Genomic DNA, 24,337 nt, shown 5'->3' with positions numbered 1-24,337 from the left:
CCGCTACCGGTCTGCTCGCTGCCATTCGGTGGCGAGCAGACCGTACAGCAGGTCGTCGGTCCACTCCCCCTTGATGAACGTCTGCTGACGCAGCAGCCCCTCCCGCTGGAACCCGAGCCGCTCCATCAGCGCCGCCGAACGGGTGTTGCGGGCATCGCACTCCCCGGTCACCCGGCGCAGCCCCTGCTTGCCGAAGAGCCGGTCCAGCACGCTGCCAACCGCTTCAAAGGCCAGACCCTTGCGCTGGTACGCCGGGTCGAAGGTGAAGCCGATCTCCGCCTGCAGCAGGTTGTCGTGGATCCGCACACCCACGTCCCCGATGAGCCGCTGATCCTCGGTGTGCTCGACGGCGTACTGGAACCATCCCGCCGCCGTCGGCGAGCCCTCCGCGTAGGCCTTGACCGCCCCCTCGGCCTTCTCGACCGGAAAGGGCACCGCCCACGGCTGGTAGCGCGCCACCTCCGGAATCGACCGGTAGGCGGCCAGCACCGGCGCGTCGGAGGCCCGGAAACGCCGCAGGACCAGTCGCTCAGTCGTCATCAGCACCCGGCGACAATACGCGCACCAGGCGACACATGACGCCCCCGGAGCGAGTCCGCGAGATCTGCCGGGCCGACGTGGGCCATAGCCCGACGTCCCTGGTCACCCGTCCAGCCGCCGTGACCGAGGCTGTCCGGCTGCGTGACCGCCGGTTAAGCGAGACCGCACGGTCTCGCTCCACCGGTGATGATCACTGAGTTCGATCTCAGTGGGTGAAGCGGGAGACTCCGGATCAGGCGTCGACGACGTCGGAGACGATGACCGTCACGTTGTCCGGGGCGCCGTTCTCCAGGGTGCGGTTGACCAGGGCGGCCGCGCACTCCTTACGATCGGCGACCTCGCGCAGTGTCTGGGCGATCACCGCGTCCTCGACGTAGTCGGAGAGGCCGTCGCTGCACTGCAGGAAGCGGTCGCCGACCCGGGCCGGGATGGTGCGGCCGGCCGGGCGGTACGAGCCGCCCTGCACGGCCTGGGTGACCAGGGCGCGCTGCGGGTGGCGGCGGGCGTCGTCGCGGGTGAGCACACCCTGGTCGACCAGCGCCTGGACATACGTGTCGTCTCGGGTGAGCTGCTGGAACTCGCCGTCGCGGAGCAGGTAGCAGCGGGAGTCGCCGACGTTGAGGACGGCCAGCCGGTCACCGGACAGCAGCAGGGCGGTGACCGTGGTGCCCATGCCGTCGCGGGCGTCGTCCTCGGCCACCGACGCCTCGATCCGCTGGTTGGCGGTCTCCAGCGCGGAGATCAGGTCCTGGAGGGGTTCGCCGTTGTCCGGCGCGGTGTCGACGGAGCTGAGCGTCTGGACGACCATGTCGCTCGCCAGCTCCCCGGCGGGCAGCCCGCCCATGCCGTCCGCCACCACGAACAGTCGATTTCCGACGAAGACCGCGTCTTCGTTGTTGGACCGGACCAGGCCCTGATCAGTGGCGGCGACCGCCCGGACAGCAAGCGTCATGCCGTAAGAGTGCCAAAGGCCAATTCCGTTGTCTCTAGTACCTCCTACCAAGTGTCGCGGGATCCGGTTTCCGGCCCGCCGGGCCGCCCGCCCCGGATGGCCGGATGATCGTGCTGGTCACGGCTCGGCGCGGCGTCGCGGAGGGCCGGGGACAGCGCTTTCCGGGACCGTACGGCGAAGAAATCGGTCATGGGACGGGCCGCCCGGCCGGAAGTGACATTCGCGACATCGGGGTACGGACGGGCCTCTCGGGCGGTTCAGGATCGACCCGGGCATCCCCCGCGAGGAGTACGGCCGGAGGGGCGTTTGATGATCGCGGTTGGGTGACAGTGTGGGGCGGCGCGACAAGCCGCCGCGCCGTCGGTGACAATCGTCGACGTGACGACAGCTATCCATCAGCGCATCGCCTCGGAGCTCGGGGTACGGGAAGGGCAGGTCACCGCCGCGGTCGAGCTGCTCGACGGTGGGGCGACGGTGCCGTTCATCGCCCGATACCGCAAGGAGGTGACCGGCACACTCGACGACGCCCAGCTGCGCACGCTCGAGGAGCGTCTGGGTTATCTCCGCGAGCTGGAGGACCGGCGGGCCGCGGTGCTGGAGTCGATCCGCTCCCAGGGCAAACTCGACGACGCGCTCGAGCGGCAGATCCTCGAGGCCGACACGAAGGCCCGCCTGGAGGACATCTACCTGCCGTTCAAGCCGAAGCGCCGGACCAAGGCGATGATCGCCCGCGAGGCCGGTCTGGAGCCGCTGGCCGACGGCCTGCTCAGTGACCCGACGGTGGACCCGAAGGCGGCCGCCGCGGCGTTCGTCGACGCCGACAAGGGGGTGGCCGATCCGCAGGCCGCCCTGGACGGGGCGCGGGCCATCCTGATCGAGCGGTTCGCCGAGGACGCCGACCTGATCGGCGAGCTGCGCGAGCAGATGTGGACGCGGGGCCGCCTGGTGGCGAAGGTGCGCGACGGCAAGGAGACCGACGGCGCCAAGTTCTCCGACTACTTCGACTTCGCCGAGCCGTACGGCAAACTGCCCTCGCACCGCATCCTGGCGATGCTGCGCGGCGAGAAGGAGGACGTCCTCGACCTGACCATGGAGCCGCACCCGGAGGAGGACGAGGGCTACTTCGAGGGCCGGATCGCCTTCCGCAACGGGATCGTCGACCAGCGCCGTCCCGGCGACAAGTGGCTGGTCGACACGGTCCGCTGGGCCTGGCGCACCCGGATCCTCATCCACCTCGGCGCCGACCTGCGGGTGCGGCTGCGGGAGGCGGCCGAGGACGAGGCGGTGCGGGTGTTCGCGGCGAACCTGCGGGATCTGCTGCTGGCCGCGCCGGCCGGGACGCGCACCACGATGGGCCTGGACCCGGGTTTCCGCACCGGGGTGAAGGTGGCCGTGGTGGACGCCACCGGCAAGGTGGTGGCCACCGACACGATCTACCCGCACGTGCCGCAGAACAAGTGGGACGAGTCGATCCACCGGCTGGCGGCGCTGGCGTCGAAGCACAACGTCGAGCTGATCGCGATCGGCAACGGCACCGCGTCGCGGGAGACCGACAAGCTGGCCACCGAGCTGATCAAGCGGCACCCGGACGCCAAGCTGACCAAGGTGGTGGTGTCCGAGGCGGGCGCGTCGGTCTACTCGGCCTCGGCGTACGCCTCGCAGGAACTGCCCGGTCTGGACGTCTCGCTGCGGGGCGCGGTGTCGATCGCCCGGCGCCTGCAGGATCCGCTCGCCGAGCTGGTGAAGATCGATCCGAAGTCGATCGGGGTCGGGCAATACCAGCACGACCTGTCCGAGGTGAAGCTGGCCCGCTCGCTGGACGCGGTGGTCGAGGACTGTGTGAACGGTGTCGGGGTGGACGTCAACACCGCGTCCGCGCCGCTGCTGACCCGGGTCTCCGGGATCACCGCCGGCCTGGCCGAGAACATCGTGCTGCACCGGGACTCCAACGGCCCGTTCAAGAACCGTAACGAGATCAAGAAGGTGGCCCGGCTGGGCCCGAAGGCGTTCGAGCAGTGCGCCGGCTTCCTGCGGATCCGCGACGGCGAGGACCCGCTGGACTTCTCCAGCGTGCACCCGGAGTCGTACCCGCTGGTCCGCACGATCGCCGCGGACGCCGGGTCGGACGTGAAGACGCTGATCGGCAACAGCCCGCTGCTGAAGGGCATCCGGCCGGACAAGTTCGTGACCGACGCGGTCGGCCTGCCGACCATCACCGACATCCTGAAGGAGCTGGAGAAGCCGGGGCGTGACCCGCGCCCGGCGTTCACCACGGCCACCTTCGCCGAGGGTGTGGAGAAGATCGCCGACCTGAAGCCGGGCATGATCCTGGAGGGCCAGGTGACGAACGTGGCCGCGTTCGGCGCGTTCGTCGACATCGGCGTGCACCAGGACGGCCTGGTGCACGTGTCGGCGCTCTCCGACAAGTTCGTGCAGGATCCGCGCGAGGTGGTCAAGTCCGGTGACGTGGTGAAGGTCCGGGTGCTGGAGGTCGACCCGGTCCGCAAGCGGATCTCGCTGAGCATGCGCCTGAACGACGAGCCGGCCCGGGAGCGCCGGCCGCGTGAGGACCGCGGCCAGGGCGCCCAGCGCGGCCAGGGCGGCGGCGGGCCGCAGCGTGGTGGTCAGGGTGGCCAGCGCGGTGGTCAGGGTGGCCAGCGGGGCGGTCAGCCCCGGCAGGGCGGCGGCCAGCGCGGTGGCGGTGGTGGCGGCGGCAACAGTTTCGGCAACAGCGCGATGGCTGACGCGCTGCGCCGGGCCGGCCTGACCCGCGACTGACGACCGGAGGGGGTGTGGCCGCCGGCCGCACCCCCTCGGTTCAGATCTTCCAGACCCGCAGATCGCTGAAGGCCACCTCGTACGGCCCGGGCCGCGGATCGCGCTCGGTGTAGATGCCGAGCACCAGCCGCTCGCCCTCGACGTCGTCCTCGGTGAGCTGGGCCACCCCGACCTTGGCGCCGTTGCGGCTGATCTCCAGCAGGTCGCGCTTGATCAGCATCCCGATCCGGGTCGGTGTGCCCAGCGGGATCGGGGCCCCGGCCAGCGGGAAGGTCCGCTTCACCAGGACTTCGCGGGACCGGTGCACGCCGAAGTACATGTTCCGCTCGCACACCCGCAGCTGGTAGCCGAGGCTGGTGTCGTTACGGAACCAGAGGGTGGCGCAGCTGTCCCGCGTGTTCAGCCGCACCGTGACGTCCACCAGCAGGTCGTCGGGCAGCTCGTCGGACGGCCCCTTGCATTTGAAGGTGCCGCTGGTGTCCCGCCGCGCCACCAGCCCCTGCCCCGCGTCGAACCGGCAGGCGCCCTCACCGGCCTGATCGCTCTGCTGCCAGTAGGCCTGCTGGCGCAGCGCGTCGGCGATCCACGGCGCGTCGGCCGGCAGCGACGGCCCGGGGATCGTGGCGCCCTCGGTGGGGCCGCCGGTGACGTCGCCGCCGTGCCCGCGCAGTGACAGCGCCAGCATCAGCGAACCGGCCACTATCGCCAGGATCAGGAAGCCGACCGCGGCGGGCAGCGCCCAGCGGCGGGCCGGCTCCGGCGGCGGCGGGCCGGACCGCATCGATCCGGTGGCCGGCGGCGCCGAGATCGGCACCGTGACGATCGAGTTCTCGTCGTAGCCGACCAGGCCGGGCGGGATGGCCAGGGTCGGCACGGTGGGCGGGCCGGACACCCCGGTCACCGCCTGCGCCTCGACCGCGGCGGCCCGCAGGTCGGGCTGGTCGGCGAAGGCGGCGGCGGTGGCGGCCGGCCGCTCGGTGCCGGAGACCAGCAGGTCCAGCAGTTCGCGGGAGGTGGGCCGGTTGGCCGGATCCTTCTCCAGGGCGTGCGCCACCAGCTCGCGCAGCGGGCCGCCGAGACCGTCCAGGCGGGGCGGCTGGGTGAGGATGCGGGCCGCCATGGCCGGCGGCGAGTCGGCGTAGAAGGGCGTCTGGCCGGTTCCCGCGTACGCCACCACCGTCCCCCACGCGAACACGTCGGCGGCCGGGGTGATCGGGGTGTCCTCCTCGGAGCCGAACCGCTCCGGCGCCATGTACGCCACCGTGCCGACCATCTGGTCGGTGCGGGTGTTGGCGCTGGTCGCCTCCATCGCGCGGGCGATCCCGAAGTCGATCACCTTGGGACTGCCCGGGGCGAGCAGCACGTTGCGCGGTTTCAGATCGCGGTGGATCACCCCGGCGCCGTGGATGGCGGTCAGCGCGGTGGCCACCCCGATCGCCACCCCGTGCAGATTGGCGCTGGTCAGCGGGCCGCGCTGCTCGACCACCTCGGCCAGGGTGGGGCCGTCGACGTATTCGACGACCAGGTAGGGCTGCTCGTGGTCGGGGTCGGCGTCGAGCACCTCGGCGGTGCAGAACGGCGGCACCTGCCGGGCCCGGTTGACCTCGCTGCGGAACCGGCGGCGGAACTCGTCGTCGTGGGCCAGGTCGGCGCGCACCACCTTGACCGCGACCAGCACCCCGGCCGCGGTGCGGGCCAGATAGACGGTGCCCATCCCGCCCTCGCCGAGGCGCCCGACCAGCTCGTAGTCGCCGAGGGCACGGGGATCGCGCGGGCGCAGCGGCTGCGCCCGCTCACCCGGCAGTGCGCCGTCCACCATTCCCGTCCCCCCGAAGCTGTGCGCACGCACTTTATCGGGCCGGGTCTCTGCCCGGATAGGCGGCGGGCTCATGGAGATCCCCGAGTCCAGGATCGGGGGGAGACCCGATGCGCCGGCCCTCTCGGGGCGGACACCATGGAGTCATCGGTTCACATCGAGTGAAGGCAGGGATCCTGAAATGAACGCCGTGCACGACTCTCTCGCCCGTCAGGGGCTGGTCCGCCCGACGCAGGGCCGGATGATCGCCGGCGTCTGCGCCGGCCTGGGCCGCCGTTTCGGCATCGACCCGTGGATCGCCCGGCTGCTGTTCGTGCTGATCCTCTTCCTCATCCCGGGCAGCCAGATCCTGGTCTACCCGATCCTCTGGCTGCTGATGCCGGCGGAGAAGCCGGCCTACTCCCCCACCACTTTCTAGCCCGGAACCGGGGAGGCTCCGGCAGCGTCCAACCGGGCATGAAGCCTCTCGTCACGGCGGTCACCCTCACGGTGGCCGCCGTTCTGGTCTCCGCGTGCGCCGCGGAGAAACCCGCCGTGGAGACAGCCGCCGTGGCGACAGCCGCCGTAGCGCAAACCGCCGGGCCGCTGGTCGGGATGCGGTTCTTCGAGCAGATCCGCCCCGGCCCGGCGATGCTGCTCAAGCGGCAGCCGGCCACGCTGGCCGAGGCCTACGCCGAGAGCACCGCCGTCGTCGAGGCGGACGTCACCGGGGTCCGCGCCGGGCGCCGGGTGGGTGACATGAGCAGTGTGATCGTCACGCTCGCCCCGGTCCGGGTGCTGCGCGGCGCGCTCCGGCCGGCGCTGCCGGTCGAGGTGGAGTTCGGGCCGCTCTACGACCCGGCGGACGTGGACCGGGTGGCGGGCAGGATGGACTCGTTCCCGCCGGAGCGGGGCATCTGGCTGCTGCGCCGGCAGGGCGAGCCGGCGAAGGACCGCAAGCCCGGCGCTCCGCGGGTGGACCCGGCCCAGGACCTGAGCCTCTACCGGACAGTCCACCCGAACTGCGGGATCCTCGTGCCGGGGCCGGAGCACGTGGAGGCGCCGTCAGCGCAGGACGACACCTCGGGTCATGGCGCGCAGGCCGAGGCGGAACGCTTCGCCACCCTGGCCGAACTGGCCGGTCACGCCGTCATCTCCTGAACCCGCTGGGTCAGCTGGAGGTCGTCCAGGTACCCCTTGTAGGTCTCCTCGCCGTCGGCGTCCAGGAAGACGTACCAGCTCTGCTGCACGATCCCGAACCGCTTCCACAGCTTGCCGGGCGCGTCGTTCAGGTGCGGCACGTCCTGCAGCTCGAAGTCGGCGACGAACCGCTTCATCTCCGACGGCTTGCCCATCCCGGCGATGCCGAGGATCTGCAGCCGGTCGCCGTACTCGTCCTTCAGATCGCCGATCGACTGTGCCTCGCTGGCGCAGGTCGCGCACCAGGGCGCCCAGAACCACAGGATGGCCGGCTTGCCGGCGAGGCTCGCCGCGTCGAACTTCGCCCCCTCCAGCGTGGTGCCGGCGAAGGTGAGGTTCTTCGGGACCGGCTTCTTCTCCGCCGGTTCCGACGAGGGCGCGGTGGAGGTCGCGGCGGCCGGGGACGGTCCGGCCGCCGCGGGCGACTCCACCGGTTCGGTGCCACAGCCGGCCGCCGCCAGAGCGAGAGCAAGGGCAAAGGCGGACAGAGCCGGCTTCGGTACGCGTACCGAGTCGCGTTTTTTCATGTCATCTCGTCATTTCGCCGGGGTGGGCTCGGTCAGGCGCAGGGCCAGAGCCGGGCACACGTTGACCGCCTTGCGAGCGCCGTCCTCGAGCCACGGCGGCAGGGGCGTCTGCGGGAACGCCGGGAACCCGTTGTGGTCCAGCCGGATGATCTCCGGGGCCACCGCGGAGCACAGGCCGTGCCCGTCGCAGCGGGACCAGTCCAGGGCCAGTTTCCGGGCGCCCTTCTCGGCGGTGTACGGCAGCGGCAGGATGCCCCGGACCGACTTGCCGCAGCCCTCGCCGTTGGCGTGCGCCTCGACGTCGGCCTTGAACACCTCCAGCGCGGACAGCGCGAACCGGCCGGTGCCGTCCGGGTGGCTGCACGCGCCGCGGCCCTTGACCAGGCCGGCCGCCTGCCGGACCTCCTTGACCGCGTTGCCGCCGAGGGCGACCAGGGTGACCGCGCGGGCCAGGTCGGGCAGGCCGATGCGGCACGGGCCGCACTGACCGGCCGACTCACCGGCGAGGTACTGCACCACCTGGGCCACCTCGCCGATCGGGCAGGTCTTCGAGCCGATCGGGATCAGCATGCCGGCGCCCAGGGTGCCGCCGACCTTGGCGAACCCCTTACGGGAGATCTGGATCGTCTTGGCCTGCTCGGCGCTGACCCACTTGCCGTGGTAGCCGCCGACCAGCAGGCCGGGGCCGATGTCGGCGCCGCACATCTCCAGCACCTCCATGAGCGAGGTGCCGCTGGGCGCCTCGACCACGGCGGGGGCGGTCGCCGAGCCGCCGACGGTGAGCATCACCGTGCCGGGCTCCTCGGGGATGCCGACCGCGTTGTACTCCCACGGCCCGAGCCGGGCCGCGATGGCCAGCTGCGAGTAGGTCTCCGCGTTGGACAGCAGGGTGGGCAGGCCCATCACGCCGTTGTCGCTGGACCGGACCTTGCGGCCGGGCGGGATGTGCGCCTCGCCGTTGATGCCGCGGACCAGCGCGCCGCCCTCACCGGAGATGAACCGGTGCGGCACCACCACGATCCGGGTCGGGCAGGGCATCTTCCGCTCGGCCAGCGCCGCGGCCAGCGACTCCTGGCCGACCCCGTCGTCGGCGACGCCGATGACGATCTCCTCGGCGTCCAGGGCGGCGGCGGCCAGCGCCGCGCCGTCCAGGATCAGGTGCGGGCCGCGGGTGAGGACGGCCTTGTCCTTCCATGACGGCGGTTCGCCCTCGGTGGCGTTCACCACGATCACCGGCGGCAGCTCCTGCCGGCGGCAGGAGTCGACCACCGCGCGGACCTTGCGGGCGAACGGGAATCCGGCGCCGCCCCGGCCGCGCAGTTCGATGCGGTCGGCGAGACCGATCAGCTCACCGGAGGACAGCGCGGCGAACCCGCCGTGCACCTCCTGGTGGGCCAGCAGATCGAGGCGGCCGTACTCGTCGAAGCCCGCCGTGATCCGTGGCGTGCCGATCGCCGTGACCGGTGGAACCTGTGCCTCGCTCACTTCTCATCCTTCATGTCACTCACCGCGCAGCTGCGAGAAGTAGCCGTCGTCGCTGTCGTCCCGGCCACGGCGGCCACCACGGCCACCGTCCTGCGGTTCGGCCCGGCGGGACCGCCGCGAACCGGAGTCGACCAGGGTCGGGCTGTCGTCGCCCTCGGTGAAGTCGACGAACTCGCTGCGGCTCGGGCGGCGGGGCGCCTCGTCGTAGCGGGGCTCGTCGTACCGGGGCTGCTGCTCCTCGTAGCGGGCCGGCCGGGCACCGCGCGGCGCCGGGGCGTCGTCGTAGTCGTCGTCGGCACGGCGACGGCTCCGGGGACGCTCGTCGTACTCCGGCTCCGGGTCCCGGCGGCGCGAGCGCGGGGCCGGCTCGTCGTCCTCGAACCGGCGCATCCGGGTGCTCGTCGACTCCAGGTCGTCGCGGCGCATCCGGGTGCTCGTCGATTCGAGATCGTCGCGGCGCATCCGGCCGCTGGGCGACTCCAGGTCGTCGCGGCGCATCCGGCCGCTGGGCGACTCGAGATCGTCGCGGCGCATCCGGGTGCTCGTCGACTCCAGGTCGTCGCGGCGGCGCGAGCGCGGGGCCGGCTCGTCGTCCTCGAACCGGCGGCCACGCGGAGCGTCCTCGTACATCTCCTGCGCGCGGCCACCCCGGGAACGCGGGGCCGGCTCGTCGTCGTACCGGTACCGGTCGTCCTCGGCGTCCCGGCGCGACATCCGGGTCTGGGTGTCGTAGCGCTCGTCGTCCTCGACGGCCCGGCGCTGGCGGGGCGCGGGCGCCTCCAGTTCGGGCTGCCGGCGGCGCTCGTCCTCGGCCGGGGCGGCGGCCGGGGCGGGGCTGACCGGGCGGACCGGCGGCGGGGTGTCCATGCTCCAGGCCTGGGTGGGCTGGGCGGCCGGCTGGGCGCCGGTGTTCCAGGCCGGGCCGGCGGCCTGCTGGGTGCCACCGTTCCAGGCCGGGTTGGCGGCCGGCTGCGGGGCGCCGCCGGCCGGGGCGAGCAGGTCGACCGGGGGTTCGGCGCGACGGGCGGACGGCCGGCGGATCGGCGCGCTGGCGGTGGGGACCAGGGTGCCGGTCTCGTTCTTGACCGCACCGACGCCGGCCGGCGAGGCGAAGTCCTTCTTGCGGTTGAGGCTGACCGAGAGGCGGACGGCCAGGCCGACCAGGACGCCGACGACGCAGACGACGTACGCGACGATGACCCAGGTGGCGGCGGCGCGGCCGGCGCCGAGGCCGTGCATCAGGGCGATCGGCCAGATCAGGTAGGAGATCGCGTGGATGCCACGCCACATCCACGGCTTGCCGCGGCCGATGAACCGGGAGCGAGCCAGGCCGGACCACATGACCAGCACCATGACCCAGGCGGAGATGGTGCCCATGCCGACGAAGGCGGCACGCCCCTCGACCCCGTCCACCAGGAACGGGATGACGATGTCGATCACACCGATCTGACCGTCGATGAACTTCGTCCACACGTGGACGAAGAGACCGCCGACGGCGATCACACCGGTGGTGCGGTGGGCCGACTGCAGCAGGACGCGCTGACGGATGCTGAGCACCAGGCGGTCGGTGGCGACCAGTCCGATCATGATGGTGATGGACAGCGACACCAGGGCGACGACGCCCATGTAGAACTTGAGGTACTCAAAAAGGTAGTAGTACGCGATCTTTCCCGGAACGGTCATCACCGCAACGGCCCAGACCGCGATCACCAGGCTCAGGACGAGCAGGATCACATCGGTTCTGGACGCCTTGCGCACGCCGGTAGATCCGACCTCGACCGCCGCCCGGGTGGGGGCTGCCTTGTTGTTCTTCGAGCGGGCCATGGACTCCTCGTTTTCCTTGGTGCGGTCACGTCCCGTGGGCGGTGGGACGCCGGCGTCCGTGGGGGACGCCCCGCGCTCAAGCTCGGCGCTGGACCCGGTCCCCGGCGATGGTTCCCCTGCGTGCCGTGGCCCGTGTCCTCCCCGGATTACGTGCCGGGCCCGGGTTCGGATGAACAGCATCCGAACTTTTTGCGTAGTCGGTCGACTACCCTCCGCGCAGGCCCCTTGAGCTGCGCAGACTCGGGAAAGGTTGCTCGCTTAAGGCAAAAATAAGGATGCCGGTCCGAGTGACCCAGGACACCGTCTGAACCATTCGCCCGCGACAGGCGAATTAAGTAGTGCAGACGAATGCAACGAGCTGCCCTGGGAAGGGGGATCGTCATGCGACACCGGATCACCGCGCTCTGCGGCGCAGTCGTCGCCGGCGCCGTATCGAGTGCCGTGCCGTTCGCGGCACCGGCCTCAGCTGACGAGCGGGGTTTCAGCGTCCGGGTGAGCACACCCGGCGAGTTCCGGGCCGGCGGCGACGCCGGGACCGTGACGGCGGTGGTCACCTCGGAGAACCGGCGGTGCCGCAAGGTGCGCTTCGTGCTCCTGATGCGCACCCGGATCGATCCCGGCCAGGCCCGGGTGGTCCGGGTCGAGGAGACCGGGCCGTTCGCCACCACGAACGAGACCCAGGGCAACACCACCACGTTCGTCGACAACGAGCTGGACCCGGGCACCTCCTGCCGGGGCCGGACGGTGACCGGGCGCTGGCAGGTGGCGTTCGGCGGACCGGACGGCGGCGACGTGCGGTTCGAGGTGCAGGCCTTCGACGAGCGCAACACCCTGCTGTCGGCCGGCGGCGCGATCACCCCGGTCGAGGGCGGCCGGGAGGCCGAGCCGTCGCCGACGCCCACCCGGGAGCCGGAACCGGACGAGGAGGAGACCGAGGAGGCCGCGCCGGTCGAGGCGGACGCCGAGGAGACCCGCCCTCCGCTGGCCGCGCAGACCGAGGAGACCGACGCCGCCCTGATCGCCAACGAGACGTCACTGCTCGGGCCGGGCCTGGTCGCCGGCGGGATCTGCGTCTTCCTCGGCGTGATGATCCTGCTGCGGCTGCGCACCCGGACCCGGCAGGCGGTGATCGCCGAACAGACGACACCGACCGGTTTCTACTCGATGCCCCGGTCCCGATAGGAGCTTTCCCGCACCGCATTCACCGGCGTTCTGCTCCATTGATCCCGACCGGGCCGGCACCGCGTTGCGGGGCCCGAACGACCACGACAAGGGCACGCGGATACCCACTGACCGGGTATTCGTGTGCCGGCCCGGCCGGTCGCATAATTGACAGAATCAATTCGGCGGCGGTATTCCATCGATCATTCCGGCGACTTTCCTCTCCGGGCGCGGTCACCATTGCGTCCCGTCTGCGGGTGAATTCCCGTCACAACGAGCCACCCCGGATACCGCTGCGGTTAGCGTGAGGGCCGCAGCGTCATCGTCCATAGGGGAGAGCTCTGTGACCGACCGCCCGAAGCTCCCACGCCATCTCATCGCCGCCGTCGCCGGCACCCTCGCCCTGGCCGCGGTCGCCGTGCCCGCCGGCGTCTCGTTCGCCGGGACCGAGCCGGACCCGGTGACCGCCGGGCCGCCGCCCACCACCCAGGCGGCCAACTACAGCGCCGGGCAGCCCGTGCCCGCCGGCCTCGAGCCGCCCGCCGGGCACACCCTGCACGCCGTTCTCAAAGCCAAGGGCGTTCAGGTGTACGAGTGCCGCAGCGCCGCCTGGACCCTGCTCGAACCGGCCGCGTACCTGACCGGGGTGACCATGCACCCGGTGAAGAAGGTGACCGCCCTGCACTTCCGGGGGCCCAGCTGGCAGTCGGACCGGGACGGCTCACTGCTCGAAGGCGACCCGGCCTCGGTGGTCCGGGCCCCGTCCGCGCACCGGGACAGCATCCCGCAGCTGCGGATCACCGCGAAGACCGCGCGCGGTGGCGGGCTGTTCGGCGCGGTGACCTACATCCAGCGGCTCGACACGGTCGGTGGGGTGGCGTCCGGGGCGTGCACCGGATCGGCGACGAAGTCCGTGCCGTACCGGGCGGTCTACCGCTTCTTCACCGCCGGGTCCTGACGCCTTCCGCACCGCGGCCACCGGCCCTGTCCACCGGCGACGGCCGCCGGCCGGCACCCTCGGGTGCCGGCCGGCGGTTTCATTCGTCGGAGCGGTGAAGCTGGTGGTGCTGTCGATCAGAGCGCCGGGTAGGCGTTCGCCATCAGCTGCGCGAACTGAGCCGGGAACCAGGCCCCGGAGATCGGGGCGCCGGACAGCGCACCCGACATGCTGTTGCCGTTACGGGCGTTACCGGTGTAGGTCGGGTCGCACATCCGGTCGAAGCCCTTGCCCTCGTCGTTCGGGATGAGGGTGCTGGAGCCGTCCGACTCACCCGGCGGCTTCACCCAGACGTAGGCGTCGATACCGGCGGCCGGGGCCGCGGTGGGACGCTCGCCCAGGCCGGCGCCGGCCTGGTTGCACCAGTTGCCGGCGTGGATCCGGCGGTCGATGCGGGACTCGTTGACGAAGGTGTCGACGTTGGTGCTGCTGCTCGCCGCGGTCGGCCGGGCCGAGCCGCCCCAGCCGTTACGGGAGGTGTCGATCAGCATGCCGATGCCCGCGTCGAAGCCGATCGAGACCAGCTTGGTGCGGAACGCCTGGGCGAAGCTCAGCTCGTCCACGTACTGGTTCCAGTCGACCCACTTGGACTGGCGGACCGAGGTGCCGTTGACGTTCGTACCCACGGTGAAGAAGGTCTCGCGAAGCGCCGAGTAGTTCGCCGTGTTGGTGATGAAGCCGTGCACGTTCTTCACGTTGCCCGAGGCACGCGCGGCCTCCAGCATGATGTCGGCGGTCGGGCCGAAGTTCGAGTCCCAGCCGATCCAGCCGTGGTGGGCGGCGTCCACGTAGTTGTAGACGTTGCCGATCGCGCCCAGCTTCTGCAGGGCGTAGCCGATGCCCTGGACGTAGCCGCCGTTCGCCTTCATCGTGTCGCACATCGCCGTGGCGCCCGGCTGACCGGCCACGTTGGTGACCAGGTTCGGCAGCGAGTCGATCTCGACGATGTTGATGATGCGCAGGGCCTTGTACTTCGGGTCGGCCTGGATCGCGGCGATCGGGTCGATGTACGAGGTCTTGTACGTCGGCAGGTCGTTCGGGCCCAGCTCACCGTTGGAGGCGAGGGCGGCACAGTCCCGGCCCGGCAGGTTGTAGATGACGAACTGGATGTAGCCGGCGCCCTGCGCCAGAGCCGCGTCCAGGTGGTCACGCACACCCATCGAACCGTTCGAGCTGCTGTCCTCGGTGCCCTCGATCGCGGCGGTCCGGTCGATCCAGACGGCGGTCGGGTTGTTCGACACCCGGCTGCCACCGGCCACCGACTCGGCCTTGGCCTTCCACTCCGGGTTCACATAACCCCGGGCGTTGGCGTACGGGTTGTCGACCTTGTTGCCGGGCGGCGGGTTGCTGGTGCTCGGCGACGGGCTGGTGCTGGTGCTCGGGGAGGTGCTGGTGCTCGGCGACGGCGAGCCGCCGGTCGAGCCGTTGCACACCACGCCGTTCAGGGAGAACGAGGTGGGGGCGGTGTTCGTACCCGAGTGGTTGCCGTTGAAGCCGAAGTTGGCGGTGCCGTTGGTGGCCAGGTTGCCCGCCCACGACGGGTTGGTGGCGGTCACGTTCGCCCCGGACTGGGTGACCGTGGCGCTCCAGGCCTGGGTGACGGTCTGGCCGCTGGGCCAGGCCCAGGTCAGGCGCCAGCCGCCGGAGATCGCGTCACCGAGGTTGGTGACCGTGACGTTGCCGGTGAAACCGCTGTTCCACTGGTTGACCGAGTAGTCGACACGACAGCCGGCCGCGGCGCTGGCGCTGGTCGCGACGGCGACGGCACCGGAGGCGGCGACGACACCGACGGCGGCAGCAGCGGTGAACGCCCTGGCGCGGGTGGGGATGGGTCTCATAAGAGGGCTCCTCGAGACGGGGACGGCGTGGGAGCACGCCGGGGAACGGTCCGGCGTAGGGAGCACGCCGGGTGCATCGGCCGACACATCGGTGGGGATCGTTGGCCGATGTGGACAGCTTCGCATGGGAGCGCTCCCAGCGCAATCATTCCGAAACAGCAAGGCAACTGAGAGTTCATGGCGCAACAGCCGGGCGGTTCGCGGCGATAGTGGGGCGTGACTATGGAACCTCCGGCCGGCGCCGCGGAACTCGACTTCGACGAGATGTTCGACAGGCACTCCCGGGCGGTCTACAACCACGCGTTCCGGCTCACCGGCTCGTGGACGGTCGCCGAGGACGTGACCCAGGCGACCTTCCTGACCGCCTGGCGGCGCCGCGACGCGATCCGGGTGGTGGACGGTTCCCCGTTGCCGTGGTTGCTGGTGACCGCCACCCACCAGGCCCGCACCGAACAACGCACCCTGGCCCGCTGGCGAACCCGCCTGCTCCGCTCCCCCGCCGGAGAGCCGGAGACCGATCCCGCCGACGAGGTGGCCGGCCGCGTCGACGACGAACGCCGGATGCGTACCGTCCTCGCCGCGATCCACCGCCTCCCCCGGGCCGAACGCGAGGCGGTCGCCCTCTGCCTGTGGTCCGGCCTCGGCTACCCGGAGGCCGCCGCGGCCCTGGGCCTGGCCGAGTCGACGGTCCGCAGCCGGGTCAGCCGCGCCCGGTCCCGCCTGGCCCGCCTCGTCCCCACCGGAGCGGACTCCGCCACCGGACCACCGGCTGACGGCTCCCACCCTCCGCCCGGCTCATCCACCCCGACCGATCCAGACGCCCCGGTCCGCGTCTCTCGGCCCGCGCTCTGAGGAGAAGAAATGATCGTGAATCTGGAACCACCGGCCGAACGCGACCTTCCGCCGGGATCGGCCGCCCGGATGCGCGGCCGCCTGCGCCGGGAGCGCGACGCCGGCCCGGCCACCCGGCGGGCCCCGGCCACCCGGCCGGCCCGGCACGGCCGGATCGCCGTCGCCGGGCTGGTGGCCTGTGCGGTGGCGGGGGCCGTCGCCGTGCCACTGACGCGGGAGCGGCCGGCGGCCACCATCGCCATGGGACCGGGGGAACTCACCCCCGCGCTGTCCTCGACCGTCGAGGACTGCCTGAACGGGTATCCGGACGGGGCGATGTTCGCGAACGGGCCGAAGTTCCCGGTCGGGGGCGCCGACATGGCGGTGGCTGTGGAGCACGGCGGGCGGGCCACCGCGGTCTTCCTCACCGGCGAGGGCTATCTGGCCTGCCAGCGCACCGGCGCCGGGATCATGCCGGGTGACGAGCCGAGCGGTGGCATCTCGGTCGAACGATGGGACGGGACGCGCGGCTGGCTGCCGGGGCCGGTCCAGGTGCTGCTGCGCACCTCGGAGGAAGCCGACGGCGGGGTGGTCACCGCGACCGGCCGGATCAGTGCGCGGGTCCAGCGCCTGGTGGTGGAGCACGGTGACGGCGAGGTCTCCGGGGCGCGACTGTCCGGTGGCACGTTCGGTCTGCTCAGCACGGCTGGGGTGGGCCCGGGCGCCGCGCTCGTCGCCTACGCCGGCGATGGCACGGAGATCTGGCGGCAGCCGTTCTTCGAGCCGGCCCGGTCCCGGTTCGAGTGCTGGATCGACCCGGACGGTGTGGTCGTGCACCCGGCGCCGGCCCGGCGAGACGGCACCGATCCGTCCGCCCCGGACCGGCCGGTGATCACGCCGGAGGCGGGGGACGCTCCGCACGCTGGGGAGGACCCGGCGGCCGCGGGCTGCCATCCGGCCGAGGCGTGGGCACCCTGATCCGGGCATGAGGCGGAACCCCGGCGCACCCCTCAACCGGGTGGGCCGGCCGCCTCCCCCACCCGGGCCAGCACGTCGGCCAGGGGCATCGCGGCGGCTGTCGGGAGGACCAGGGTGGCGTGCTGGAAGCGGGAGGGTTCCACGTACCCGTTGGGGATCGCGACACACCGCAACCCCGCGGCGACCGCTGCCGAAACGCCGTGCGGGGTGTCCTCGAAGGCCACCGCCGCCTCCGGTGGCAGGCCGAGACGGTCCAGGGCGAGCCGGTAGACCGCGGGGTCCGGTTTGTGCCCGGTGACCTCGTCGCCGCAGGCCAGGACCTCGAAGCGGGCCAGGTCGCCGGTCCGGTCCAGGTTGCCGGCGACCCAGAACCGGGCGGAGCTGCTGGCCACCGCGAGCCGCAGGCCGGCCGCCTCGGCCTGGGCCAGCCAGGTGGAGACGCCGGCGGTCAGGCCCAGCGTCTCGTGCGCCCGCTTGCGGTACGCGAGACGCCTCTCGTGGTCGGCCGCACGGTCGAAGGCGGGCCCGGCCGCCGCGGACAGTTCGGCGTAGCGGTCCTCGGTGATGTCGCCGCCGTGATCGGCGAAGAACCGGGTCTCGTCGAGGGTGAGCCCGTGCCGCCGCCACAGCCAGCGCCAACTGTCCAGCAGGGTGGTCTCGGTGTCCATCAGCAGGCCGTCGAAGTCGAAGATGAGCGCTTTGCACACCATCCGCCGATTATGAACCGCTACCGTTTTGCGACCCGCGGCACGTGTGCGGTGACTCAAGAGCGGCCTGGCGGTGCCGACCCTACTGCCATGAGCGTGGGCAGCGAGATGCACACCGCCGGTCCCCTGGTGGAGGGGGCCGGCGGCGAGGGCATGACACCGGACCGGCAGGGGCTGATGCTGGCCGAGCTGGTGGCGTTCATGACCAAGGACACCCCCTCGGTGCAGCATGTCCTCGACCTGACCGCGCCGCATCTGCGGGAGATCGCCGGGCTGACCGCCGCGACGGTCTTCGAGCTGGATTCGGAGACCGGCATGATGACGGTGTCCGCCCGGGTCGGTGAGCCGGGCCGCCGTGACCAGCTGGTGGCGGGCAAGGTGTTCCGGGCGCCGGCCGGTGGCAAGCCGGTGGTCAACGGCGAGCAGATGGCGATCCGCCTGCGCATCGGCGGGCAGACCGTCGGCGTGCTGCTGCTCACCGGCCCCGGCCTGGAGGAGCTCCAGCTCGACACCATCTCGACGATGGCCCTGCACTTCGCGACCACCCTGCAGGGGCTGGCGGCGGAGAAGCAGCGGCAGTTCGTGGCGCACAGCAGCGACACCATCCGGGAGATGTTCGAGCAGGGGATGACCGCCGGGAACGTGGAGGCGGCGGCCGAGCTGCTGGCCCGGTCGTGTGCGACCGCGTTCCGGACCGAGCACGCCGCGATGCACCTGATCGACCAGGAGGGGCGGATCCGGTACGTGCACGGGGTCGGCTTCCCCACCGAGACGCTGCACGCGGTCACCGGCACGCTGATCGGCCAGGCCGCAGCCGACTCCCCGGTGTGGCGCAACGCCGCCGAGAAGGGCGAGCCGCTGCTGGTCTCGGACGCCGGCACCACGAAGGTGCGGGCCGGGGGGCTCATCCAGTCGATCGGGTTCCAGTCGTTCATCGCGATGCCGCTGATGTCCGCGCAGGGGCCGGTCGGCATCGTGATGTGCGGCGACTCCAGCGGCACCCGCGACTGGACCGCCCAGGACCGCAGCCTGGCGAAGCAGCTCGCCGTCGAGGGCACCCTGATCATGGACAGCGCCCGGATGCGGCAGGCCGCCGAGGTGCACATGAACGAGCTGACCCGGCAGGCGTTCCACGACTCGCTGACCGGCCTGCCGAACCGCAAGATGCTGCTGGACCGGGCCGAGACCGCGGTGGAGATCGCCGCGTCCACCGGCACCGGGGTGGCGCTGCTGCTGCTCGACCTGAACGGGTTCAAGCAGGTCAACGACACCGTCGGGCACCATGCCGGCGATGTGCTGCTGCAACTGGTCGCCAAGCGGCTGCTGGGTGTGGTGCGGCGTCCGGATCTGGTGGCCCGGCTCGGTGGTGACGAGTTCTCGGTGCTGCTGACCTGTGATCAGGGTGCGCGGGACGCGGTCGCCGTCGGGGAGCGGATCTGCGAGCGGCTGCGGGAGCCGTTCGACATCGAGGGTGAGCCGGTACGCATCGGCGCCAGCATCGGGGTCGCGCTGTTCCCCCAGCACGGTACCGAGGTGACGACGCTGATCCGGGAGGCGGACGCGTACATGTATCAGGCGAAGCGCGGTGGGGGTGGGGTCCGGCTGGCCGGCAGCTGACCCACCCGGCGTCAACCCGGTATTCGGCACAAAAGGCGCATCTCTCCCTGGTAGTTTTCGGATGAAAGATCACGAAACTACCCTCATGGGGAGGATACGGTGCGCAGAGCCCGCATGCTCACGGCCGGTGCCGCACTCGCCGCCGTCCTGACCGGCACGGCCCCGGTCGCCGTCCCGGCCGGCAGCACCCCGGCACGGGCGGACTCCGGGCCGGCCCCGGAGGCGGCCATCGAATTCGCGGCCTCCCCGGACGAGACCGCCGTGGGCTCCCCGGTCGTGCTCAGCGGCACCGCCGGATTCCTCGACCGGGCCGGCGGCAACGACGGCCGGGTCGACTTCTACTTCGTCAAGGGGCAGAAAGGCCCCCGGACGCACGTGGGATCCACCACCAGCAACAGCTCCGGCACGTTCCGGTGGGTGACCCGGGCCACCGCCACCGGCGATTACGTCGCCGAGTACCGGCACCGCGGCACCCCGGCCACGGCCACCGCCGCCGACTTCCTGGCCGTCTACCAGAATCGCCGGGCCGACCAGATGCTCTACTCGTGGACGGCGAGCAAACTGTCCTGCCTGCCCTCGTGCCGGGCGGTCGGGCCGGAACAGTTCGTCGGCCCCGGGCCGATCCGGGTCACCCTGTCCCGCGAGTGCCTGCAGCCCAGGTCGGGCGGGCGGATCGGATTCACCAGCGACCCGAAGAACGTCCACCGCCCCGGCGCCCCCGGCTGGCGGGACTTCCCGAACGGTGAGGGCCCGGCCGAGTTCGACCTGAAACCGGGCATCACCAAGGGCCACTTCTACTTCGAGTGGACCAGCGCCCCGGCCCCGGACGGCGAGCTGACCTCGTGCAACCTGTCCTTCACGGCCTCCCAGAAGTCGACCCGCAAGGAATACCTCTGACCGCACCACCCGGCCGGCCCGCCGCCGCGCGAGCCGGCCGCCGCCCTCAGACGAACGCCCCGTGCCCGGTGATCGCCCGGCCCACGATCAGCGAGTTGATCTCGCGGGTGCCCTCGTAGGAGTAGAGCGCCTCCGCGTCGGCCACGAACCGGCCGATGTCGTAGTCGAGCACGATCCCGTTCCCGGCCAGCAGCTCCCGCGCCCAGCCCACCACCTCCCGCATCCGGGTCGTGCAGTAGGCCTTGGCCAGCGCCGAATGCTCGTCCTTGTACACGCCGCGATCCTGGAGCTGAGCCAGCCGCACACACATGCCCAGGGCCCCGGTCACATTGCCGACCATCCGCACCAGCAGGTCCTGCACCAGCTGGAACTTGGCGATCGGCCGGCCGAACTGCTCACGCTCCCCGGCGTACTTCAGGGCGATCTCGTAGGCGGCGATCATCACACCGACCGACTGCCACGCCACCCCCGCCCGGGTCTGCTGGAGCACCCGGGCGGTGTCCTTGAACGAGTGCGCCCCCTGCAGCCGGTCGGCCTCCGGCACCCGCACCCCGGTCAGCTCGATGTCGGCGTTCTGCACGATCCGCAGCGCGATCTTGTGCTCGATCTTCGTGGCCGTGAACCCCGGGGCGTCCCCGGGCACCACGAACCCCTTGACCTGCCCGTCCTGCTCATCACGGGCCCAGACCACGATCAGGTCGGCGAAGGTGGCGTTGCCGATCCAGCGTTTCCGCCCGTCCAGCACCCAGGTGTCGCCCTCCCGCCGCGCCGTGGTGCGCAGGCCGGCCGCCACATCGGAGCCGCCGGTCGGCTCGGTCAGCGCGAACGCCCCGACCCGGTCGAACGACGCCATCGACGGCAGCCAGCGCTCCTGCTGCTCCGGCGAACCGCACTCCTGGATGCTGCCCATCGCCAGACCGGCGTGCACCCCGTAGAACGTGGCCATCGACGCGTCCGCGTGCCCCATCTCCAGGGCCAGCCAGCCGTCCAGCAGCGAGGAGCGTTTCTCCCCGGCCAGGCCCAGCCCGGCGAACCTCTTGATCAGGTGCGACGGGAACTCGGCCCGCGCCCAGTAGTCGTTGGCGATCGGCGTCACCTCCGCGGCGAGGAACTCGCGCACCCGGCTGACGGTGGCGCTCTCCTCATCCGTTAGGAGGTCCTGAAAGGCGTAAAGGTCTCCGGCGAGCATATTGCGTACCTACCCCCGAGAGGTCGGACCTAGACTTCGGACCCATGCTCACCATGCAGGACGCACTGGCCCGGTTGACCACGTACTGGACGGAACAGGGGTGTCTGGTCGTCCAGCCGATGAACACCGAGGTCGGTGCCGGGACGCTCAACCCCGCGACGTTCCTGCGCGTGCTCGGCCCGGAACCGTGGCACGTCGTCTACCCCGAACCGTCGGTGCGGCCCGACGACTCCCGTTACGGCGAGAACCCGAACCGGCTCCAGACCCACACCCAGCTCCAGGTGATCCTCAAACCCGACCCGGGCCACCCGCAGGAGCTCTACCTCGGCAGCCTGGCCGCCCTCGGCATCGACGTGGCCGCGCACGACGTCCGGTTCGTCGAGGACAACTGGGCCTCCCCCGCACTCGGCGCCTGGGGCCTGGGCTGGGAGGTCTGGCTGGACGGGCTGGAGATCACCCAGTTCACCTACTTCCAGCAGGCCGGCGGGCTCAACCTCGACCCGGTCAGCGTGGAGATCACTTACGGCATCGAGCGCATCATCATGGCGCTCCAGGAGAAGACCCACTTCAAGGAGATCGAGTACGCCCCGGGCGTCAGTTACGGCGAGGTCTTCGGCCAGTCCGAATACGAGATGTCGCGCTACTACCTCGACGACGCCGACATCGACGCCAACCGCCGCCTGCTGGAGCTCTACGCCGGTGAGGCACAACGCATGATCGACGCGGGCCTGCCGGTGCCGGCCCACTCCTTCGTGCTCAAATGCTCGCAGGCCTTCAACGTGCTCGACTCCCGGGGCGCCGTCTCCACCGCCGACCGGGCCGCCGAGTTCGCCCGGATGCGGCGGCTCGCCGGCGAGGTCGCCAGACTCTGGGTGGACCGCCGCACCGAACAGGGCCTGCCGCTGGGCACCATCACCCCGCCGGACGCCGCCCGGCCCGCCGCCTCCGTGCAGACCGCCGACGGCGAACGCACCCTGGTCTTCGAGATCGGCACCGAGGAACTGCCGCCCAGCGAGCTGCGCTCCGCCCGCGACCAGGTGAAACGGCTCCTCACCGAAGGGCTCGCCGGCACCCGGCTGGGGCACGGCGAGATCCGCGTCTTCGGCACCCCGCGCCGGCTGATCGCCGTGGTCGCGGCCGTCGCCGCCCGCGAGGACGACCACGTGCGCACCGTCAAAGGCCCGAAACGGCAGGCCGCTTACGGCCCGGACGGCGCCCCGACCAAGGCCCTCGAGGGCTTCCTCCGCGGCCAGGCGATGACGATCGCGGACGTCGAGATCGAGGAGATCAACGGCGTACCGGCAATCGTGGTGAAGAAACACGAACCCGGTCGCGCGGCACCCACCGTGCTCGCCGCCGTGCTCGCGCAGGTCGTCACCGGCCTGCGGGCCGCCAAGAACATGCGCTGGAACGACCCGAAACTCTCCTTCAGCCGGCCGGTCCGCTGGCTGACCGCCCTCTGGGGCGACGACGTGGTGCCGGTCGCGGTCTCCACCCTGGCCGCCGGGCGCCGCACCCGCCTGCTGCGCACCGCCGTGCCCCCGCACGCCGACATCGACTCGGCCGAGACCTTCCTCGAAACGCTCGGCGTCAACGGGATCGTCGCCGACCACGAGGACCGCCGCGAACTGATCGTCATCGGCGCGCAAGACCTCGTCTACCCCGACGGGAAGATCGACGTCAAGGGCGAGGCCGCGCTCATCGACCAGATCACCGACCTCGTCGAACAGCCGCTGCCGCTGCTCGGCACCTTCGACGAGAGCTACCTGTCGCTGCCCGACGCGGTGCTCACCACGGTGATGCGCAAACACCAGCGTTACCTCCCGGTCCGGGACGAGAACGGGGCACTCCTGCCGATGTTCGTCACCGTGGCGAACGGGCCGGTCGACGTCGAACTCGTGCGCTCCGGCAACGAGGCGGTGCTGCGCGCCCGCTACGAGGACGCGGCGTTCTTCTACCGCGCCGACCTCGCGACCCCCATCACGGAGATGAAAACCCATCTCAACCGCCTCACCTTCACCGACCGGCTCGGCTCGATGGCCGACCGGGCCGGGAGGATCTCGGCCCTTGCCCTCTCCATCGCGGCGGGCCTGGAAATTGGTTCACCTGTTCTAGAAAGAGCCGCTGAGCTGCTCAAATTCGACCTCGGCTCGCAGCTGGTGACCGAGATGACCAGCCTCGCCGGGATCATGGCGCGCGACTACGCCCTGCACGCCGGCGAGGACCGGGCCGTGGCCCAGGCCGTCTACGAGGCCGAACTCCCCCGCAACACCGGCGACGTGCTCCCGGCCACCGTCCCCGGCGCCCTGCTGTCCCTGGCCGACCGGCTCGACCTGGTCGCCGGCCTGGCCGCCACGGTCGGCCTGCCCACCGGATCGAGCGACCCCTTCGCGGTACGCCGGGCCGTCCTCGGCCTGCTCGCCGTGCACCGCTCCACCCCCGCGCTGGCCGGGTTCACCCTCACCGAGGGTCTCGAAACGGCCGCCGCCGCCCAGCCGGTGCCGGTCTCCGCCGAGGTGCTCGCGGCCGCCCGGGACTTCCTCGCCAAACGCCTGGAGCAGGTGCTCACCGAAGAAGGACAACCCATCGACCGGGTACGGGCGGTGCTGCTCCACGCCGACCGCCCCGCCCTCGCCGACGTCCTGCTCGGACAGCTCACCTCCGCGGTCGCCGACCCCGGCTTCCTCGCCGTGGCGGCAGCCGTGCAGCGGGCCCGGCGGATCGTCCCGGCCGGAACCGTGGCCGGATACGACCCCGCGGTCCTCAAGGAGCCGGCCGAACTCGCCCTGCACGAGGCGGTCACCGCGGTGCCCGCCTTCTCCGACGTGACGTCCTTCGTGGCCGCCACCCAGGGGCTGGTCGGACCGGTCGGAACGTTCTTCGACGAGGTGTTCGTGATGGCCGACGACCCGCAACTGCGGGCCGCCCGGTTGGGACTGCTCGCCACCGTCCGTGATCTGGGCGACGGCCTGCTCGACTGGGATCACCTGCGGCTCTGATCCGTGAGATCCCCGCGGCTCG

The 24,337-nt window shown here is 71.6% G+C and carries 19 protein-coding genes; 10 read left to right on the top strand and 9 right to left on the bottom strand.

The features are described 5' to 3' along the window. Nucleotides 1-3: 3 nt before the first annotated feature. Together ACQ0O7_RS23260 and ACQ0O7_RS23255 are read right to left on the bottom strand one after the other, a co-directional pair. On the bottom strand, nt 4-540 hold the full coding sequence (locus tag ACQ0O7_RS23260; protein WP_430784464.1) for a GNAT family N-acetyltransferase: 537 nt from the start codon (nt 538-540) through the stop codon (nt 4-6). Nucleotides 541-772: 232 nt separating this feature from the next. Further along, nucleotides 773-1,492: a PP2C family protein-serine/threonine phosphatase gene (locus tag ACQ0O7_RS23255; RefSeq protein ID WP_430784290.1), complete on the bottom strand. Its 720-nt coding sequence runs from the start codon at nt 1,490-1,492 to the stop codon at nt 773-775. Nucleotides 1,493-1,870: 378 nt separating this feature from the next. On the opposite strand from ACQ0O7_RS23255, the gene ACQ0O7_RS23250 reads away from it, so the two are divergent. Next, nucleotides 1,871-4,270, top strand: coding sequence for a Tex family protein (locus tag ACQ0O7_RS23250; protein WP_430784289.1), 2,400 nt, complete (start codon nt 1,871-1,873; stop codon nt 4,268-4,270). Nucleotides 4,271-4,310: 40 nt separating this feature from the next. Here the strand turns inward: ACQ0O7_RS23250 and ACQ0O7_RS23245 are convergent, their stop codons facing one another. Next, nucleotides 4,311-6,089, bottom strand: coding sequence for a serine/threonine protein kinase (locus ACQ0O7_RS23245; RefSeq protein ID WP_430784288.1), 1,779 nt, complete (start codon nt 6,087-6,089; stop codon nt 4,311-4,313). 178 nt (nt 6,090-6,267) lie between these two features. Here ACQ0O7_RS23245 and ACQ0O7_RS23240 point away from each other — a divergent pair, with 178 nt between their 5' ends. Both ACQ0O7_RS23240 and ACQ0O7_RS23235 read left to right on the top strand, forming a co-directional pair. Beyond that, a complete protein-coding gene (locus ACQ0O7_RS23240) occupies nt 6,268-6,504 on the top strand; it encodes a PspC domain-containing protein (protein WP_430784287.1) in 237 nt (78 codons plus the stop codon). Nucleotides 6,505-6,542: 38 nt separating this feature from the next. Then, nucleotides 6,543-7,226, top strand: coding sequence for a hypothetical protein (locus tag ACQ0O7_RS23235; protein ID WP_430784286.1), 684 nt, complete (start codon nt 6,543-6,545; stop codon nt 7,224-7,226). On the opposite strand, the gene ACQ0O7_RS23230 is transcribed toward ACQ0O7_RS23235, so the two are convergent. From ACQ0O7_RS23230 to ACQ0O7_RS23220, 3 genes are read right to left on the bottom strand one after another with little or no spacing between them, the layout of a single operon-like run. Beyond that, nucleotides 7,208-7,792, bottom strand: coding sequence for a redoxin domain-containing protein (locus ACQ0O7_RS23230; protein ID WP_430784285.1), 585 nt, complete (start codon nt 7,790-7,792; stop codon nt 7,208-7,210). The two genes, ACQ0O7_RS23235 and ACQ0O7_RS23230, sit on opposite strands and share 19 nt — an antisense overlap. Before the next feature lie 9 nt (nt 7,793-7,801). Next, the gene (locus tag ACQ0O7_RS23225) at nt 7,802-9,277 is read right to left on the bottom strand and encodes an NADH-ubiquinone oxidoreductase-F iron-sulfur binding region domain-containing protein (RefSeq protein ID WP_430784284.1); all 1,476 of its coding nucleotides are present in this window, start codon (nt 9,275-9,277) and stop codon (nt 7,802-7,804) included. A gap of 15 nt (nt 9,278-9,292) precedes the next feature. Continuing rightward, nucleotides 9,293-11,101 (bottom strand): translation initiation factor III, encoded by a 1,809-nt coding sequence (locus tag ACQ0O7_RS23220; RefSeq protein ID WP_430784283.1) that lies wholly within the window; start codon nt 11,099-11,101, stop codon nt 9,293-9,295. Nucleotides 11,102-11,482: 381 nt separating this feature from the next. Here ACQ0O7_RS23220 and ACQ0O7_RS23215 point away from each other — a divergent pair, with 381 nt between their 5' ends. Then, complete coding sequence (locus ACQ0O7_RS23215) at nt 11,483-12,283, top strand: hypothetical protein (protein WP_430784282.1); 801 nt, start codon at nt 11,483-11,485, stop codon at nt 12,281-12,283. 322 nt (nt 12,284-12,605) lie between these two features. Beyond that, nucleotides 12,606-13,220 carry a DUF3455 domain-containing protein gene (locus ACQ0O7_RS23210; protein ID WP_430784281.1) on the top strand — a complete coding sequence of 205 codons (615 nt, stop codon included), beginning with the start codon at nt 12,606-12,608 and terminating at the stop codon, nt 13,218-13,220. 116 nt (nt 13,221-13,336) lie between these two features. Here the strand turns inward: ACQ0O7_RS23210 and ACQ0O7_RS23205 are convergent, their stop codons facing one another. Beyond that, complete coding sequence (locus tag ACQ0O7_RS23205; protein ID WP_430784280.1) at nt 13,337-15,097, bottom strand: glycoside hydrolase family 6 protein; 1,761 nt, start codon at nt 15,095-15,097, stop codon at nt 13,337-13,339. Nucleotides 15,098-15,319: 222 nt separating this feature from the next. On the opposite strand from ACQ0O7_RS23205, the gene ACQ0O7_RS23200 reads away from it, so the two are divergent. Both ACQ0O7_RS23200 and ACQ0O7_RS23195 read left to right on the top strand, forming a co-directional pair. Beyond that, nucleotides 15,320-15,949 carry an RNA polymerase sigma factor gene (locus ACQ0O7_RS23200; RefSeq protein WP_430784462.1) on the top strand — a complete coding sequence of 210 codons (630 nt, stop codon included), beginning with the start codon at nt 15,320-15,322 and terminating at the stop codon, nt 15,947-15,949. Nucleotides 15,950-15,958: 9 nt separating this feature from the next. Next, nucleotides 15,959-16,906: a hypothetical protein gene (locus tag ACQ0O7_RS23195; RefSeq protein WP_430784279.1), complete on the top strand. Its 948-nt coding sequence runs from the start codon at nt 15,959-15,961 to the stop codon at nt 16,904-16,906. A gap of 32 nt (nt 16,907-16,938) precedes the next feature. On the opposite strand, the gene ACQ0O7_RS23190 is transcribed toward ACQ0O7_RS23195, so the two are convergent. Continuing rightward, entirely contained in the window at nt 16,939-17,616 is a 678-nt protein-coding gene (locus tag ACQ0O7_RS23190; protein WP_430784278.1) for an HAD family hydrolase, read from the bottom strand. An 87-nt stretch (nt 17,617-17,703) separates the two neighbouring features. On the opposite strand from ACQ0O7_RS23190, the gene ACQ0O7_RS23185 reads away from it, so the two are divergent. Next, entirely contained in the window at nt 17,704-19,230 is a 1,527-nt protein-coding gene (locus ACQ0O7_RS23185) for a diguanylate cyclase domain-containing protein (protein WP_430784276.1), read from the top strand. 99 nt (nt 19,231-19,329) lie between these two features. After that, complete coding sequence (locus ACQ0O7_RS23180; RefSeq protein ID WP_430784275.1) at nt 19,330-20,127, top strand: hypothetical protein; 798 nt, start codon at nt 19,330-19,332, stop codon at nt 20,125-20,127. 46 nt (nt 20,128-20,173) lie between these two features. On the opposite strand, the gene ACQ0O7_RS23175 is transcribed toward ACQ0O7_RS23180, so the two are convergent. Further along, nucleotides 20,174-21,316 carry an acyl-CoA dehydrogenase family protein gene (locus ACQ0O7_RS23175; RefSeq protein WP_430784274.1) on the bottom strand — a complete coding sequence of 381 codons (1,143 nt, stop codon included), beginning with the start codon at nt 21,314-21,316 and terminating at the stop codon, nt 20,174-20,176. 44 nt (nt 21,317-21,360) lie between these two features. On the opposite strand from ACQ0O7_RS23175, the gene ACQ0O7_RS23170 reads away from it, so the two are divergent. Beyond that, nucleotides 21,361-24,315, top strand: coding sequence for a glycine--tRNA ligase (locus ACQ0O7_RS23170; RefSeq protein ID WP_430784273.1), 2,955 nt, complete (start codon nt 21,361-21,363; stop codon nt 24,313-24,315). The last annotated feature ends 22 nt before the right edge of the window (nt 24,316-24,337 follow it).

It is taken from the genome of Actinoplanes sp. G11-F43, assembly GCF_050589265.1.
Taxonomy (GTDB): Bacteria; Actinomycetota; Actinomycetes; order Mycobacteriales; family Micromonosporaceae; genus Actinoplanes.
Note: the sequence above shows the minus strand (reverse complement) of the source record. Positions and strands in the feature narration are given on the sequence as shown.

Coding starts and splice junctions, on each gene's coding strand:
- ACQ0O7_RS23260 (WP_430784464.1), bottom strand. CDS start 540: ATGACGACTGAGCGACTGGTCCTGCGGCGTTTCCGGGCCTCCGACGCG.
- ACQ0O7_RS23255 (WP_430784290.1), bottom strand. CDS start 1,492: ATGACGCTTGCTGTCCGGGCGGTCGCCGCCACTGATCAGGGCCTGGTC.
- ACQ0O7_RS23245 (WP_430784288.1), bottom strand. CDS start 6,089: ATGGTGGACGGCGCACTGCCGGGTGAGCGGGCGCAGCCGCTGCGCCCG.
- ACQ0O7_RS23240 (WP_430784287.1), top strand. CDS start 6,268: ATGAACGCCGTGCACGACTCTCTCGCCCGTCAGGGGCTGGTCCGCCCG.
- ACQ0O7_RS23235 (WP_430784286.1), top strand. CDS start 6,543: ATGAAGCCTCTCGTCACGGCGGTCACCCTCACGGTGGCCGCCGTTCTG.
- ACQ0O7_RS23230 (WP_430784285.1), bottom strand. CDS start 7,792: ATGAAAAAACGCGACTCGGTACGCGTACCGAAGCCGGCTCTGTCCGCC.
- ACQ0O7_RS23220 (WP_430784283.1), bottom strand. CDS start 11,101: ATGGCCCGCTCGAAGAACAACAAGGCAGCCCCCACCCGGGCGGCGGTC.
- ACQ0O7_RS23215 (WP_430784282.1), top strand. CDS start 11,483: ATGCGACACCGGATCACCGCGCTCTGCGGCGCAGTCGTCGCCGGCGCC.
- ACQ0O7_RS23205 (WP_430784280.1), bottom strand. CDS start 15,097: ATGAGACCCATCCCCACCCGCGCCAGGGCGTTCACCGCTGCTGCCGCC.
- ACQ0O7_RS23200 (WP_430784462.1), top strand. CDS start 15,320: ATGGAACCTCCGGCCGGCGCCGCGGAACTCGACTTCGACGAGATGTTC.
- ACQ0O7_RS23195 (WP_430784279.1), top strand. CDS start 15,959: ATGATCGTGAATCTGGAACCACCGGCCGAACGCGACCTTCCGCCGGGA.
- ACQ0O7_RS23190 (WP_430784278.1), bottom strand. CDS start 17,616: ATGGTGTGCAAAGCGCTCATCTTCGACTTCGACGGCCTGCTGATGGAC.
- ACQ0O7_RS23185 (WP_430784276.1), top strand. CDS start 17,704: ATGAGCGTGGGCAGCGAGATGCACACCGCCGGTCCCCTGGTGGAGGGG.
- ACQ0O7_RS23175 (WP_430784274.1), bottom strand. CDS start 21,316: ATGCTCGCCGGAGACCTTTACGCCTTTCAGGACCTCCTAACGGATGAG.
- ACQ0O7_RS23170 (WP_430784273.1), top strand. CDS start 21,361: ATGCTCACCATGCAGGACGCACTGGCCCGGTTGACCACGTACTGGACG.